14 protein-coding genes are annotated in these 15,208 nt (G+C 61.3%); 8 read left to right on the top strand and 6 right to left on the bottom strand.

Going from position 1 to position 15,208, the window contains the following annotated elements; translation table 11 throughout:
* The first annotated feature begins 30 nt into the window (after positions 1-30).
* From rpiA to gor, 3 genes are all read left to right on the top strand, one after another.
* A complete protein-coding gene (gene rpiA / locus NKH13_RS23670) occupies positions 31-762 on the top strand; it encodes a ribose-5-phosphate isomerase RpiA (RefSeq protein WP_352719464.1) in 732 nt (243 codons plus the stop codon).
* Complete coding sequence (locus tag NKH13_RS23665; protein ID WP_352448901.1) at positions 749-1,327, top strand: DUF2059 domain-containing protein; 579 nt, start codon at positions 749-751, stop codon at positions 1,325-1,327. Before rpiA ends, NKH13_RS23665 begins: the two co-directional genes overlap by 14 nt.
* A gap of 118 nt (positions 1,328-1,445) precedes the next feature.
* Complete coding sequence (gene gor, locus NKH13_RS23660) at positions 1,446-2,834, top strand: glutathione-disulfide reductase (RefSeq protein ID WP_352914716.1); 1,389 nt, start codon at positions 1,446-1,448, stop codon at positions 2,832-2,834.
* Between the two features lie 57 nt (positions 2,835-2,891).
* Here the strand turns inward: gor and mgtE are convergent, their stop codons facing one another.
* Positions 2,892-4,238 carry a magnesium transporter gene (gene mgtE / locus NKH13_RS23655; RefSeq protein WP_502914577.1) on the bottom strand — a complete coding sequence of 449 codons (1,347 nt, stop codon included), beginning with the start codon at positions 4,236-4,238 and terminating at the stop codon, positions 2,892-2,894.
* A gap of 290 nt (positions 4,239-4,528) precedes the next feature.
* Complete coding sequence (locus NKH13_RS23650; protein WP_352719467.1) at positions 4,529-6,418, bottom strand: ABC transporter ATP-binding protein/permease; 1,890 nt, start codon at positions 6,416-6,418, stop codon at positions 4,529-4,531.
* 639 nt (positions 6,419-7,057) lie between these two features.
* Between NKH13_RS23650 and NKH13_RS23645 the strand changes: the two genes are divergently transcribed.
* Positions 7,058-7,492, top strand: a complete 435-nt coding sequence (locus NKH13_RS23645) for a hypothetical protein (RefSeq protein WP_352719468.1) — start codon at positions 7,058-7,060, stop codon at positions 7,490-7,492.
* A gap of 6 nt (positions 7,493-7,498) precedes the next feature.
* Here the strand turns inward: NKH13_RS23645 and NKH13_RS23640 are convergent, their stop codons facing one another.
* The gene (locus NKH13_RS23640; RefSeq protein ID WP_352719469.1) at positions 7,499-8,176 is read right to left on the bottom strand and encodes a DsbA family oxidoreductase; all 678 of its coding nucleotides are present in this window, start codon (positions 8,174-8,176) and stop codon (positions 7,499-7,501) included.
* A gap of 23 nt (positions 8,177-8,199) precedes the next feature.
* Positions 8,200-10,020 carry an extracellular solute-binding protein gene (locus NKH13_RS23635; protein WP_352719470.1) on the bottom strand — a complete coding sequence of 607 codons (1,821 nt, stop codon included), beginning with the start codon at positions 10,018-10,020 and terminating at the stop codon, positions 8,200-8,202.
* A gap of 230 nt (positions 10,021-10,250) precedes the next feature.
* Between NKH13_RS23635 and NKH13_RS23630 the strand changes: the two genes are divergently transcribed.
* On the top strand, positions 10,251-10,880 hold the full coding sequence (locus tag NKH13_RS23630; RefSeq protein WP_352719471.1) for an invasion associated locus B family protein: 630 nt from the start codon (positions 10,251-10,253) through the stop codon (positions 10,878-10,880).
* 122 nt (positions 10,881-11,002) lie between these two features.
* Here NKH13_RS23630 and hspQ read toward each other — a convergent pair whose 3' ends face one another.
* Both hspQ and NKH13_RS23620 read right to left on the bottom strand, forming a co-directional pair.
* The gene (hspQ, locus tag NKH13_RS23625; RefSeq protein ID WP_023675043.1) at positions 11,003-11,326 is read right to left on the bottom strand and encodes a heat shock protein HspQ; all 324 of its coding nucleotides are present in this window, start codon (positions 11,324-11,326) and stop codon (positions 11,003-11,005) included.
* 222 nt (positions 11,327-11,548) lie between these two features.
* On the bottom strand, positions 11,549-12,757 hold the full coding sequence (locus NKH13_RS23620; protein ID WP_352914712.1) for a UbiH/UbiF family hydroxylase: 1,209 nt from the start codon (positions 12,755-12,757) through the stop codon (positions 11,549-11,551).
* Between the two features lie 103 nt (positions 12,758-12,860).
* Here NKH13_RS23620 and NKH13_RS23615 point away from each other — a divergent pair, with 103 nt between their 5' ends.
* From NKH13_RS23615 to pcsA, 3 genes are read left to right on the top strand one after another with little or no spacing between them, the layout of a single operon-like run.
* On the top strand, positions 12,861-13,757 hold the full coding sequence (locus tag NKH13_RS23615) for a DUF2182 domain-containing protein (protein ID WP_352719473.1): 897 nt from the start codon (positions 12,861-12,863) through the stop codon (positions 13,755-13,757).
* Between the two features lie 13 nt (positions 13,758-13,770).
* Positions 13,771-14,385, top strand: a complete 615-nt coding sequence (locus NKH13_RS23610; protein ID WP_352914710.1) for a DUF1326 domain-containing protein — start codon at positions 13,771-13,773, stop codon at positions 14,383-14,385.
* On the top strand, positions 14,382-15,197 hold the full coding sequence (gene pcsA, locus NKH13_RS23605) for a phosphatidylcholine synthase (RefSeq protein ID WP_352719475.1): 816 nt from the start codon (positions 14,382-14,384) through the stop codon (positions 15,195-15,197). The genes NKH13_RS23610 and pcsA overlap by 4 nt, the downstream gene beginning before the upstream one ends.
* Positions 15,198-15,208: the final 11 nt, after the last annotated feature.

Raw genomic sequence — 15,208 nt, 5'->3', positions numbered from 1 at the left:
CGAGCGCCAAAACAAATCTTGGGACCCGGCATGGATGCGAGGCAATTGAAGGTTGAGGCCGCGCGGGCAGCGCTTGCCCATGTCACGGATGGCATGCGGCTCGGTATCGGCACCGGCACGACAGCGGACGAGTTCGTGCGGCTGCTCGCCGACAAGGTCGCCACTGGCCTGACGGTCATCGGCGTGCCGACCTCGGAGCGCACCGCCGTCCTTTGCAACGAGCTTGGTGTGCCTCTGTCGACCTTCGAGGAAACGCCCGAGCTCGACCTCACCATCGACGGCGCCGACGAGATCGATCCGGCGCTGACGTTGGTCAAGGGCGGCGGCGGCGCGCTACTGCGCGAAAAGATCGTCGCGGCGGCCTCCGCCCGCATGATCGTCATCGCCGACAGCTCCAAGATGGTCGAGATGATCGGCCGTTTTCCGCTGCCCATCGAAGTCAACCGGTTTGGCCTGCGCGCCACCGAAATTGCGGTCGGCGCGGCGGCTGCAAACCTTGGCCTTTCCGGCCCCGTTACATTGAGGATGACGGGGAGCCAGCCATTTGTTACAGACGGCGGCCATTTTATCCTCGATGCATCTTTTGGCCGCATTCCGGATACAAGAGCGCTTTCGAATGCTCTCCACGCCATTCCGGGCGTGGTCGAGCATGGTCTTTTCATCGGGCTGGCATCAACGGCCATCATAGCCGGCGGCGACGGCATCCAAACCGTCCATGCCGCCCGAAAATCAGGGAGTTTTACCGATCATGATGTTGCATAACCGGGTTGGCCGCTTTTTTGCCATTCTGGCGGCCTCGGCCGTTTTCGCGTTTTCGTCGCCTGCGTTTTCGCAGGACGTCACCGATGCGCATTTGAAGGCGGCGCGCGCCGCCGTCGCGGCGATCCATGCGACGGATACGTTCGACAGCATCCTGCCGCAAGCGGCCGCGGCACTGGAGCAGCAGCTGATCCAGAAGAACCCGGACATGCAGGAACTGATCGCCAAGACGATCAACGAGAAGGCGATGGCCTTGGCATCGCGCCGCGCCGACCTGGAAAAGGAAGCGGCGCTAGCCTATGCAAAGGTGTTCTCGGAAAAGGAACTCAATGAAATTGCCGCCTTCTACAATTCCGATTCCGGCAAGAAGCTGCTCGACAACGGCCCGATCGTGACGCGCGAACTGGTGAAGGCTGCCGAGATCTGGCAGAACGGCCTGGCTCGCGATCTCGCCCAGCAGGTCGGCGAGACCCTGGGTGCTGCGGCGAATGCCAAGGCGCCGGCTGCACCTGCCGACGGTACCGCTCCGGCCGATGGCGCAGCTCCCGCGGACGCCACACCGAATTGATTGCGGACTTCCGAGCGGCCTGACCGCCACTGGACCAGAAAGCCCGGCAAGTCCGGGCTTTTCTTTTGATAGTCGGCAGCCTACCTGTCTCGGAGTTTGAGGGGCAAGGAGTTCAGCCATGGCCGGTTACGACTACGATCTTTTCGTCATCGGCGGCGGCTCCGGTGGGGTGAGGGCGGCGCGCGTCGCGGCCGCACTCGGCAAGCGGGTCGGTATCGCCGAGGAATTCCGCTACGGCGGCACCTGCGTCATCCGCGGCTGCGTGCCGAAGAAACTCTATGTCTACGCTTCGCAATTCCCCGAGCATTTCGCCGACGCCGCCGGGTATGGCTGGACGGTGCCTGAGGCGCGTTTCGACTGGAAGACGCTGGTCGCCAACAAGGATCGCGAGATCAGCCGGCTGGAGGCCATCTACAAGAAGAACGTGCAGGGCGCCGGCGGCGAGGTCTTTCACTCGCGCGCCACCCTGGTCGATCCGCATGTGGTGCATCTTCTCGGTGAGGATCGCAGCGTTAGCGCCGACCAGATCCTGATCGCTACCGGCGGGCGCCCGGCGCCGCATCCGGCATTGCCCGGCCATGAGCACTGCATCTTTTCCAACGAGGCCTTCGATCTAAAGGAGTTGCCGAAGGCAATCATGATCGAGGGCGGCGGCTATATCGCCGTCGAATTCGCCAATATCTTTCACGGCCTTGGCGTCGACACGACGCTGGTCTACCGCGGCAAGGAGATCCTCAGCCGTTTCGACATGGACCTCAGACGTATGCTGCACGAAACGATGGAAAAGAAGGGGATAAAAATCCTCTGCCACGCCGTGTCCGAGTGGGTCAGGAAGCGGCCTGACGGCCGACTCGACGCGCTTGTCACCGGCGGCACGGTGCTGACGGTCGACCAGGTCATGCTCGCCATCGGCCGCATTCCCAATACCGAGAACATGGGCCTGGAGGGCGTCGGCATCGAGATGACCAAGACCGGGGCAATCCACGTCGACGAATACTCCCGCACCAACATCGACAACATCTGGGCGATCGGTGACGTCACCCACCGCGTGCAATTGACGCCGGTGGCAATCCACGAGGCGATGTGCTTCGTCGAGACCGCCTTCAAGGACAAGCCGACGGCGCCCGACCATGACACGATCGCGACCGCAGTCTTTTCGCAGCCCGAGATCGGCACGGTCGGCCTGTCGGAGGATGAGGCGGCAAAACGCTTCTCGGATCTTGAAATCTACCGCGCCACCTTCCGGCCGATGCGGCACACGCTTTCCGGCCGCGACGAAAAGATGCTGATGAAGCTGGTCGTCGACGGCGCCTCGAAAAGAGTCCTCGGCGCCCACATCCTCGGGCCGGATGCCGGCGAAATGGCACAGCTCCTCGGCATACCGCTGAAGGCGGGGCTGACCAAGGATGATTTCGATCGTACCATGGCGGTGCATCCGACCGCGGCGGAAGAACTCGTCACCATGTACAAGCCGACTTACCGGGTGAGGGATGGTGAGCGCGTCTGACGCGACAATAACTCATCGCGGCAACGAGATTGCCGCGATGGAAGGGCGTGAGTCTTTTTACAGCAACGTCCCGCGCAGGATCACCAGCGCCACAGAAAAATAAATCACCAGCCCGGTGACGTCGACCAGTGTGGCGACGAACGGAGCCGATGCGCTGGCCGGATCGAAGCCGATCCGCTTCAGGGCGAACGGCAACATCGATCCAGACAACGAGCCGAAGGTGACGATGCCAACCAGCGTGGCGCCGATCGTCATTGCGATCAGCGGCCAATGGGGGCCGTAGTCGTAGAAGCCGAGATACTGCCAGAGCGCGATGCGGCAGACGCCGACCACGCCAAGGATCGAGCCAAGCACCAGGCCGGTGGGCAGCTCGCGCAATGCCACCCGCCACCAGTCGCCGAGGCCGATTTCGCGCAGCGCCAGCGCCCGGATGACGAGCGAGGTCGCCTGCGAGCCGGAATTGCCGCCGGAGCTCATGATCAATGGAATGAACAGGGTCAGCACGATCGCCTTTTCCAGCTCGCCCTCGTAGCTCTGCATCGCGTTGGCGGTCAGCATCTCGCTGATAAACAGCGCGCACAGCCAGCCGGCGCGTTTCTGGATCATCGCCAGAAAGCCCATCTTCATATAGGGCTCGTCGAGAGCCTCCATGCCGCCGAAACGATGCACGTCCTCGGTCGTTTCCGAGATCATCGTGTCGATGATGTCGTCGATGGTGACGATGCCGAGGAGCTTGCCGTTGTCCACGACCGGAACCGCGAGCAGATCATATTTCGAGATCAATTGAGCAACCTTTTCACTATCGGTCAGCGGTGAAACGGTGATAGGCGCACGATCCGGCGCTATTGCCATGATCAGCTCGTCGGGCTCGCCAGCGATCAGTCGACGCAGGCTGGTCGAGCGCAACAGGACATGCGTTTGTGGATCGACGATGTAGATCGCGTAGACGGTTTCGCGCGTCCGCTCCACCTTGCGGATATAATCCAGCGTGCGGGCCACGCTCCAGTCCGGCGGCACGCTGACATATTCGGTCGTCATGAGCGAGGCGGCGCTGCCCTCGGGATAGCCGAGAATGGCAAGCAGCGTCGCGCGCAGCGGTGGCGCTAGGCCACCAAGCAGTTCGGAACGAGCCGGCTCGTTCAGATCGCGCAGTATGTCGGCGGCGCGGTCGACCGACATGGCGGCAAGCAGTCTGCCTGCCTTGATGCGGGGCAGCGCCTCGACCAGTTCGGATGCGCCGTTGAGCTTCGGCTGGTCGAAGATCTCGACCAGCCGCTCGAACGGCACTTCGCAAAGCAGCTCCGATGCCGTCTCGCGGGGCTCCTGGTTCAAGGCCTCGACGATGTCAGCGATGTGTTCGTTTGCAAGCACGCGGGCGATGGCGATGGCATCGCCGCCCGCCAGGGGGGGAAAACTCGTTCATGTCTCACTCCTTGCCGTCCGGCAGGACGTGAGCCGGTCAGGTCACGTCAAGCGGACGGCGGTTGCGTTCGACTGTGACTGTCGCCAGGCATGGCGCGGTGACCTTTCTGCTCGCGGGTTCGGGTAGGGATCTCTGCGAGCCGGCGCAACTTAGGAGCGCGCCTTGCCGAGTCAATCGCGAGAGCGGGTTAAAACGGCGGCAGACCGATTGGATCGCGAGACTGTGATCGGGCTAGGTGGCAGGCTGGCCGGCAACGACAGTGGCGTCGCGGCTATCTCTGCTTCAGCCGGCGGGGAAAGCGCAGCCACTTGTCCTCGGCCGGCCGCGTCGGCTGCGTGAGGATGGTGGTGAGCTCGACTGGCAAGCTCGGAACCAGCGGCTTCTTGGTGGCGACGCCGTCGGCGATCGCAACCACGCTGTGGTAGAATTCGGTGCCCGCGAGCGATCTCGGCGGCGTCGCCTCATGCATGATCGAGATCACAGTTGCATCAGGGCAATTGTCCTTGATCGCCTGGTGGAAGGCGATCCGTCCATCGGGGTCGAGCGCGCCAGTGGCTTCATCGAGGAACAGCAATCCCGGCTGCTGCAGCACGATGCGGGCGACAACCAGCTTCTGTTTCTGCCCACCCGAGAGAACCTGATCCCAGATCTTTCCTTCACGTCTCTCATCGGCCAAATGCTCGATGAAATCGCCGAGGCCGGCCTTGTGCAGGGCGGATGCGACCTGCGCGTCGGCGAAATCGTGCTCGGAACCGGGCAGGCAGACCAGTTGCTTCAGTGAAACCTGCTGCAGCTTCACCTCCTGGGCGGCGTAGAAACTCCTGACCCCTTCCGGGAAGACAATCGTACCGCGCCCGTAAGGCCACAGGCCGTTGATCGCCTTGATCAGCGAGGTCTTGCCGCAACCGGATTCGCCCTTGAGGAACGTCCATTCGCCACGCCGGAAGCGCAAATTCGCGGCACTCAGGAAGGGCGTTGCGTCCTCGCCCTGATGCGCCAGTTCGAGCTTCTGGATGGTCAGGCCGAAGACCGGGTTCTGACGATCGTAGCGGAAGTCGGACCGGCCGGTCAGGCTGTAGAATTCCTGCGGATGCTGGACGTTTTCGATCGCCTGCGCCAATTCGACGACGCGCTGGCTGTTGGCGCGCAAGGTGGCGATCTCCGGCATCACATGGATGAACCACGAACAGTTGCTGATCAGCTTATTGACCTGCTCGGAGGCCGTTAAATAACCCTTGAGGTCGAGACCGTTGTGGATGAAGGGTACTAGCCCAGGCCCGTAAGCGACAATGCGGGCGCCGATGAAATTATAGATCAGCTCGAACGAGGCGTAGCCGGTATTGACGATGTTCAGTCTGGCCCAGGTACGGTCAATGTCGACATAACGCTGGCTGTGCACAGTCTTCTGCACATTCTCGCCTTGCGATGCGGCGACATGAAAACTGCGGCGCAGGAACGTGATCAACTCGCTGCGGTAATTGCCTTCGGCCTGCTGCATTCTGACGTTTAGCCACTCCAGCATTCGGCCGAGTTTCACCGCGATCCAGGTGTTGAACGGCACATAGACAGCGATTGCCAGGAGAGCAAGGACGGCGCTGCCGTAGCTGCCGAGAAACTCCAGCCCCTTCACCTCGACAGAGTTTTTCAGCAATTCGCCGCCGAGAAAGTAGAACGATGTGAAGACGCTTAGCACACCCATAGCAAGCCCGATGGCCCCGCCGGTCATGGCCTTGATGGATTCCTGCACGCGCTGGTCGATGTTGTCGGGAGCTGCGTGGCCGGAAGAACCATGCTGGGCATGGAAATGCGTATGGTTGGTGTCGAGCAGCGCCTCGTTGAAGCGGCTGTCCACCCAGCCACGCCATTTGCGATGCAATGTCTTGGAAACAAGGTTGCGAATGCCAGCAATACCCACGTCCTTGAGCACGACCAGCAGCACGAGCAAACCGGCGTTGGTCAGTATTGTCTTAAGTGGCGTGGTATTCGCGGCATCGTGGAAAAAAGCGATCGAAGTCTGCAGCTCTGCCAAGGCCACAGTAAACCAGACGTCGGCCTTGCTGGACAGCGCGGTGACCAGCGCGATCACCAGCGTCAGCGTCCAGGCTTCCTTCCAACGGTCCGAGAACCAGTAGGCCCGCATCAGCCCCCAGAAGCTGCGCATCGACGATACGGGCGTCAGGGGCGACTGCCTTGCGGCACCGCGGAGCCATTTTTCCGATATTGAATGTCGCGTTGGTCTATCGACCCGAATCACTATCCCGCCCAAACGATTTTTCTTTTGTTACGGACAGTAACACCAATTGATCATTTTCCATTAGCTTTTCTCCGGCCGCAGGTGGCTTAGCTCGCGGGCCGTTGCAGTGGAGCAACAGAATGAATGATCGCGGCGTTAGGCTGTTACGTTTCGAGGGGTGGAATACCAACGCCATTTCAAGTAGTTACTTGCCTGCGCCGGAGCAAGTAGAGACCTTCCCCTAGGGAAGGTCTTCACACAGCTTTGTGAACATAGAAGCGCCGCCCAGCGGTCGATCTTCACAGCCTGAACCGATCTTCAGTCCGCCTTTACGGTCAGGTCCGACCTCGTCGGCGGCCAGAACGTGACCGTATGATTCGTGGTTGAAGCCGCCTTGTCAGGACCCCGTAATCGGCCAAGCACTGACTTTGCCGTTACAGTCAGGATGCAGACCAACATCGATCAGACCGTACTTTTTTAGAGCGCGCGCAAACTGCGTTTGACAAAGATGCGCTTCGGATCGAACCTGCCGGACGCATCCAGGTTTGAACCGGGGGGAAGTTCTTCATGCTTGCACGGACATTGTTTGTGGCGATGCTCGCAACGTTCGCCTGGCTGCCGCAAACATATGCCGGCAGCCAGACCGTTCCCGCAAACGCCGAGGGACAGATCGAGTTCAACACGCCGTCCGGCAATATTGGCTGCATCTACACGCCGAAGGGCGGCACCAGCACCTACGAGCCGCAGGATGCCGGACCGGAACTGAGCTGTTCGCGCGTCGAGCCCAGCTACGTCACCATCATCCTCGGCCCGAAAGGCCCGGCGACGCTGATCAAGAATCCGGGCGAGCAAGGCTGCTGCGGCGACGTCACCAAGCTGGCTTACGGCAATAGCTGGAGCAAGGGGCCGTTTTTCTGCCAGTCATCCACCAAGGGATTGACCTGCACCGGCAAGCATGGCCATGGCTTTTTCGTCAGCAAGGCCAAGGTGACGGTGCAATAGTCCGGCTCAGTTGGCCGTTTCCAGTTCGCCGCGTGCCTTGGCCGCGGCGACCTGGCGGAGTGCATCGGCAAGCGTATCGGCGTCCTGGGCGCCCATCACCGCATATTTGCCTTCAAGCAGAAAGCACGGCACGCCCGATATGCCCATGCGCGAAGCGGTGGCGATTTCGGCGCGCACCGCCTCGACATCCGCGTCGGTCGGCAGAAGCGTTTCGACCACGGAGGCATCCATGCCGGCCTCGCGGGCCGCTTCGATCAGCACGGCATGATCGCCGAGATTGGCGCCTTCCTCGAAATTCAGCTGGAACAGCCGGCGCACCAGCCGGTTCTGAACCGCCTCGCCGGCCGTCCCGGCCCAGCGAATGAGACGGTGCGCATCCAGCGTATTGGGCGCGACCTTGATGGCGTCGAAGGCGAAGGAAATCCCTTCAGCCTCGCCCAACGGCTCGATCCGGGCATGGATTTCGCGGATGCGTTGCTCGCTGCCGAATTTCGCCACCATGTAGTCGCGGCGGTTCTTGCCTTCGGGCGGAATCGTCGGGTCGAGCTGGAAGGGCCGCCAGCGTATGTGAACGTCGATGTCGACGGCGGCAATCGCCTTGTCGAGCCGTTTCTGGCCGATAAAGCACCAGGGGCACACCACGTCGGAGACCACATCGACGGTAATCGAGTTCTCGTCGTTCATCTTGATCTCCTGTTCTGAAGAGGTCACTTCGGTTTGCGCCACCAGGTCGGCAACTGATAACCGTATATGGGCGTCTTTTGCGGATGTTCCAGATAGTTCCAATAAGCGAGCCATTGCCGGTTGTTGTGCTGCGTCGGCACCATGTAATTGCCTGAGATCAACAGCCGGTCGAGAACGCGGACGGCGGCGACATAGTCCTCCTTCGAACGGGCTCTCAGCATCGCCTCGATCGCCGCATCCACCGCCGGATCTGCGACGCCGGCGAGGTTGAACGATCCTTCGGCCTTGGCGGCCGCGGATCCCCAGCGCCCGGTTTGCTCGATACCGGGCGACAGTGAGTTGTTGAAACCGGTCGAGCCGACCAGCACCTCGAAATCGAAACGCTGCTTGCGCGACTGGATCTGATCACCGTCGAGGCTGCGGATGCCGACATCGATGCCGAGCTTCTCAAGCGTGCGCTGATAGATAGCGGCAAGTCGCTCTTCGTCCTGCGAGGCGGTCAGGATCTCGAAGCCGAATGGCTTTCCCTCGGGATCGAGCATCGCGCCGTCCTGCACCGTATAGCCTGCGCTCTTCAGCAGCTCGAATGCCGCCTTCAGCACCTTGCGGTCCTGGCCGGAGCCGTCGGTGACGGGCGGCCTGTAGGTGCCGTCCATGACATCTGCAGGCACGCGGCCGGGATAGGGGGCCAGCAGGGCCTTTTCCTGTTCGCTAGCCGGGTGGCCGAGCGCGGACAGTTCGGAATTCTGCCAAAAGCTCATCGTGCGCGTGTATTTGCCGCCGAACAGATTCTTGTTGGCCCATTCGAAATCGTAGAGCATGCCGAGCGCGCGCCGCACGACCGGATTGGAAAATTTCGGCAGCCGCGTGTTGAACAGGAAACCGTTGACCACCGGCGGAATGCCGGTGTCGAAAGTTTCGGCGATGACCTCGCCCCTGTGGAAGGCCGGAAAGTCGAGATCGCGCTCGCGTTTGACCGGGTCGCTGTCCTCGTCGATGGCGCAGATGCCTTTCTTGAACGCTTCCTGCTTGGCGTTGGCGTTGAGGAAATATTCGATGGTGATCTGGTCGTAATTGTCGAAGCCGCGCTTGGACGGCACGTCCTTGCCCCAATAGGCCGGATTGCGCTTGAACACGATGCGCTGGCCCGGCACGACTTGCGCCACTGTGTAAGGCCCGCTGCCGATCACCGGCTTCAGCGTCGTCCTGTCGAAGGTGTCCTTGTTGAAGCCGTGTTTCGGGATGATCGGCGTCAGCGCAATGATCAGGGGAAATTCGCGGTCCGCCTTATCGTTGAAGGTGAAGCGCACACTGCGGTCGCCGGTCTTTTCGAGCTTGGCAATCGCTTTCATTCGCTGGCTGTAAGGTGGTCGGCCCTTCTCGGTGAAGACGTCATAGGTGAACAACACGTCTTCCGGCGTCACTGGCTCGCCGTCCGACCATTTGGCCCTGGGATCGAGGTGGAATTCGATGCTCTTGCGCTCGGGATCCATGTCGGCGGTATCGGCGAGCAGGCCGTAGAGACTGAAGGCCTCGTCGTAGTTGCGCTGCATCAACGGCTCGAAAACAAGATTGCCAAAGGCTTGATCCATCATGCCACGCGCGGTGGTGCGCAGGCTTCTCAGTATGAACGGATTGAGATTGTCGAAGCTGCCGACGACGCAGTAAGTAATGCTGCCGCCTTTCGGCGCGTCGGGATTGACGTAGTTGAAATGATCATAGTCGGCCGGCAGGGCCGGTTCGCCCTGCATGGCAAGCGCGTGCTTCGGTTCCGACAGGGCCGGCTGCAGGGAAAGGCCGACAAACAAGATTGCGGCGATCAGCCAAACGACAACGCGGCCCATGACCGTCTCCTTCCCGATTCGATGCGCAGCATACATGAGCCGGTCGTGCACCGGCCAACCCCTTGACCCAATCCCTCGGCCAAGATTCGCGAGGCCCGGGCTGGATTCGCCATCGCTTGCAGTGTAACACGCCGTCCGAAGTCATTCTGTTGCCTCATTTCGGCAACAGGTAGCTGGACCACACGGCGCGAAAAAGCCGGTTCCGGGATCATTTGAGAGGAATGCACGACATGACGAGCCTGAACAGCAACGCGTACCGCCTGTCGGTCATGGCCGCTGGCGTGGTCGGCATTCTGGGCGCCGGGATTCCCGCTGCTTCCGCGCAGCAGCAACAGCAGATTCCGCAAGGCTGGTTCAAGGCCTGCACCAAGCAGGAAGACGTCGACATCTGCAATGTCCAGAACATCACCACCGCCGGCAACGGCCAGCTCATCACCGGCGTCAGCCTGATCGAATTGAAGGGCAAGGTGAACCGCAAGGTGTTCCAGGTGACGGTTCCGACCGGCCGTCTGGTTCCTCCCGGCATCGGCCTCCAAATCGACGGCGGCAAGGCGCAGAAGCTCGATTATGTGATCTGTTTCCCGGATCGCTGCGTGGCGGAAGTGCCGCTGACCGATCAGCTCGTCGCATCCTTCAAGAAGGGATCGGCGCTGACGCTCACTTCAGTCAATTTCCAGAACCAGCCGAACCCGATCAAGATTGCGCTCACCGGCTTCAGCGGCGCCTTCGACGGCCCGCCGCTGCAGCAGTCGGACATCGAGGACCGGCAGAAAAAGCTCCAGGAGTTCGTCGCCAAGAACAATCAGGACTTTGCCAAGAAGCTCAAGGAAGAGCAGGAAAAGGCGAAGACCGCCAACTGATCGACGGGTTTCGGACGAATAAAAAAGCGGGGTTCATGCCCCGCTTTTTTCGTTTGGACCGGCCGTTTGTCGGGTCCAGCGATGTCTCAAGCCTGTCCCAGCCCAGCCAGATCCCGGCTAAGTCAATGTCTCAATTGGTGCTTCGGCTCGTAGCGCCCGTCTGGCTTCTTATCGAACATCTCACCTATCTGCGGATGCCGGACCGGTTCGCCCGACCGGTCCTCGAGTAAATTCTGCTCGGACACATAGGCGATGTATTCCGTCTCCGAATTCTCGGCGAGCAGATGATAGAAAGGCTGGTCCTTGCGCGGCCGCACGTCAGCGGGGATCGCCTCGTACCATTCGTCGGTATTGGCGAATTGCGGATCGACGTCGAAAATGACGCCGCGGAACGGAAACAGCCGGTGGCGAACTACCTGTCCGATCGAGAATTTGGCTGTCTTCATCGCACTCACCACTTGAACTTCTTGAACGCCACCCGTCCCGAAACACGCAAGAAAACGCTCCAGGACTTTAGACTCCTACGCACCAATCCGGCAAAGATTGGCCCAGAACTTACGGTCGACATCGTCATTATTTGGCGCAGACGCCGCGTCAATTCAATCCCGATCCCCTTGATGCCGGGTTGAGCATCGCAAGATGCGGATCAAGGGCGGTGCCCAAGATCGCTATCGCGCAGCCGCTTTTCGCAATCCGCCAAAAAACGCCGCAAAACCGCTGCCGGGTCGAAGACCCTCGCGCATGAAAAACGCCCGCAACGGCGCAAACCCCTCAAGCGCGCCCAGGCCAGCGCTGCGCACCAGCTGAGCCGGCAGCATGTCGGAAAGCAACGACATGTTCAGCAGGTTGACCGCGCTGCTGCGCGCCAGAATGTCCGGCCGCCGCTTGAAATCATAGGCTGCAAGCGCCTGGACGGCGCCCGGGTCCGAGCGGTTTCTGCTTGCGGTACCGATCAGGTCGTCGATGTCCCGGATGCCGAGATTAAGGCCTTGCGCGCCGATTGGGGGAAACACATGGGCGGCTTCGCCGACAAGGGCTACGCGGCGCTGCGCAAACCGCCACGGGCTCACCGCTGAAAGGGGGTAGACCTGCCGGCCGGGCTCAACCGACACGCGGCCCAGCATCGATTGCATCCGCTGTTCGACCCGCGTCGAAAGCTCGGCGTCGTCGAGTGCTGCAAGGTCCCTGGCGATATCGGGCTCGAGCACCCAGACAAGGCTGGACCGGTTGCCGGGCAGGGGAACCTGTGTGAACGGACCGGTCTCGGTGTGGAATTCGGTCGAGGTGAAGGCATGGTCGCTGCGGTGACCGAAATTGAGCACCAGCGCCGCCTGCGGATAGGATCGGACCGAGGTCCGGATGCCGGCTGCCTCGCGGGCCGGCGACTGACGGCCATCGGCGGCAACCGCCAACGACGCCTCAACCTCGCTGCCGTCGGCGAGAACGGCATGGGCATGGTCGGCATCGAGGCGCCATGCCTCCACCATCGACTTTCGCCATTCGATGCCCGAATGCGCGACAGCCTCGGCTAGCGTGCGGTTGAGAACGCTGTTGGGCAAGTTCAGCCCGAATTGCTCTTCGTTGATCTCGCTGGCGCGAAAGGTCACTGTCGGGCTGCGGATCAGCCGGTTGGTTGCGTCAACGATGCGCATCACCTTGAGCGGCGCTGCGTGCTGCCTGATTCCGTCGAAGATCCCGAGCCGTTCGAACATCTTCAGGGCAGGGTTCATCAAGGCTGTCGTCCGGCCATCGGGGCCGGCTGCCTCGGGTCCGACGAGCGTCACGGGAAAGCCCGCCTCGGCAAAGCCAAGCGCCGCGATCAGCCCCGCAGGGCCGCTGCCGGCGACCAGTATCCGTGCTGTTTCCCGATGGTCCAAATTCGGCTTCCGGATTGCGAGGTGAGGCCTGTCCGACCTGCTGGTCCATATAGGTCAGGTGATGCGGCTTGATCAACGCGGCGATTCGGCCCATTCGGTTGCCATGACCGGCCAACAAGACGATTTCAGCCACCTCGACGGTACCGGCCGCGCGATGGCGAGCGTTGCGCGCAGCCCTCGACTGACCGTGAGCGTTGTTGCCGGCATGGGCATCGCCCTTGCCTGGCTCCTTCTCGGCGCAATGGCAGTTCGTGGTGCCGTAAGCCGGCTCCCGGGCACCAATGCACCCGGCGACACGATGCTGAGATACCTGCCGCAACTGCCGCTGCCGGATTTCCTTGCGCGTTTCTTCGCCCTCTGCCTTGCGCCGGCGCCGCTTCGCGCAAGCGTAGGCGCGCAAGGCGGGGCACTCACCGCGATGTGGTTGTTGATGGCCATCGCGACCATGCTGCCCTCCGCGGCGCCGATGATCCGCACCTATTGCGAGATCGCAGATACCGCCCGGATCAAGAGGGAGCCGGTCGTCCATCCGCTGATCCTGGTCGCTGGATATTTGAGCGTCTGGCTTGCCGCCTCGGCAATGTTCGCGGCCCTGACGCTCGCAGTCGATGCATTCGCGTCATCCGGGCAGATGCTCGATCCGCTGGTTGGAATTGCCGGAGCAGCCGCGCTGTCGATCGCTGGTCTCTATCAGTTCAGCTGGTTGAAGGAAGCCTGTTTGGAGAAGTGCCGAAATCCGGTCTCGGTCCTGTTCGCCAACTGGAGCGCCAGGTCCATTCGCATTTTCCGGCTCGGCATGGAGCAGGGCCTGTGGTGCCTTGGATGCTGCTGGGCGCTGATGCTGGTAATGTTTGCCGTCGGTGTGATGAACGTATTCTGGATGGCGCTGATCGGCCTGTTCAGCGTGGTCGAAAAACAGACGGCAGGCAATCTGCCGACGCGGTTGGCCGGTGCGATACTGCTTGTCTGGGCAGCCGCGCTACTAGTAGTCTCGCCATGAGGGGGAGAATTCGATGACAGATCAAAACTGGGCAATGAAGGGAGAGCTCGTCCTCTCCTGCAATTGCACGGTTTTTTGCCCTTGCGTTCTGTCGCTCGGCAGTCATCCGCCGACCGAGGGCTATTGCCAGACCTGGGCGGGGTTCCGCATCGATGCCGGCCATTTCGGCGAGGTCGACCTGTCCGGTCTCAATCTTGGGCTGATCATGGAAATCCCCGGTTATATGAGTCGCGGCAACTGGACGGCCGGTCTGTTCATCGACAAGCGCGCCTCGGTCTACGCTGTGAAGGCACTGACCAAGATCTTCACCGGCAAGGCTGGCGGAACCACATCGCTGCTCTCCATCCTGGTCGGAAAGTTCCTCGGCGCCGAGCAGGTGCCGATCACCTACGAGACGCGTGAGAAAACGCGCATCTTCCAGATACCGAAGATCATCGATGGCGCGGTGACGCCAATCACCGGCAAGGATCGCGACAAGGATACGGTCATCAGCAATTCGGAATACTGGATTGCGCCGGAAATCATCGTCGCCAAATCCGACAAGAGCAAAATGCGGGCCTTTGGCCGCAACTGGAACTTTGCCGGCCGTTCGGCCGAAATCTGCAAGCTGGACTGGCGGGGCCCGTGAGCAAGAAGACGACGGCCAGGAAAATCGCCGACCGGATTCCGCGGCCGAAGAAGAAAGTCACATGGCCGCAGGCGCGGGCGTTCTCGGTCCATCTCTTGACCGCGTCGGGCTCATTCCTGGCGTTTCTGTCGCTAGTGGCAGCAAGCGAGCAGCGCTGGACGGCGATGTTCTGGTGGCTGGGCCTGGCGCTTTTCGTCGACGGCATCGACGGGCCGATCGCCAGGAAGCTCGACGTCAAGGAAATCCTGCCGACATGGTCGGGCGAACTGCTCGACAACATCATCGACTACGTGACCTACGTGTTGATTCCGGCCTTCGCGCTCTATCAGCGCGGCTTCATGGGCGAGCGCCTGTCGTTCCTGTCGGCGGCGATAATCGTGGTGTCGAGCGCAATCTACTATGCCGATACCGGCATGAAGACGAAGGAGAATTTCTTCAAAGGCTTTCCGGTCGTCTGGAACATGGTGGTGTTCACGCTGTTCGTCATCGAACCAGGACAATGGGTTTCCTTCGCCATGGTCGTGGTGGCCGGCATTCTCACCTTCGTGCCGATCAATTTCATCCATCCGGTGCGGGTGAAGCGGCTGCGGCCAATCAATCTCGGCATGACGCTTCTTTGGTGCGCTTTCGGCGCGCTGGCGCTGGCGCAGGCCGCACTTGCTTCCTTCTACGACCAGATCGGCGTGCTGGGCGAGCAGGTCAGCGATTTCATCAAAATCGGGATTACGGTCACCGGGCTTTACCTCGCTTGCATCGGCGCTATCATGCAGTTCTTTCCAAATCTCGGCGCCAAGCCGGACAAGAAAGCCTGATCCCAAGAGAG

Origin of the sequence: Mesorhizobium sp. M1348 (genome assembly GCF_040317925.1) — a bacterium.
Taxonomy (GTDB): Bacteria; Pseudomonadota; Alphaproteobacteria; order Rhizobiales; family Rhizobiaceae; genus Mesorhizobium.
This window is presented reverse-complemented; position numbering and strand designations above follow the sequence as displayed.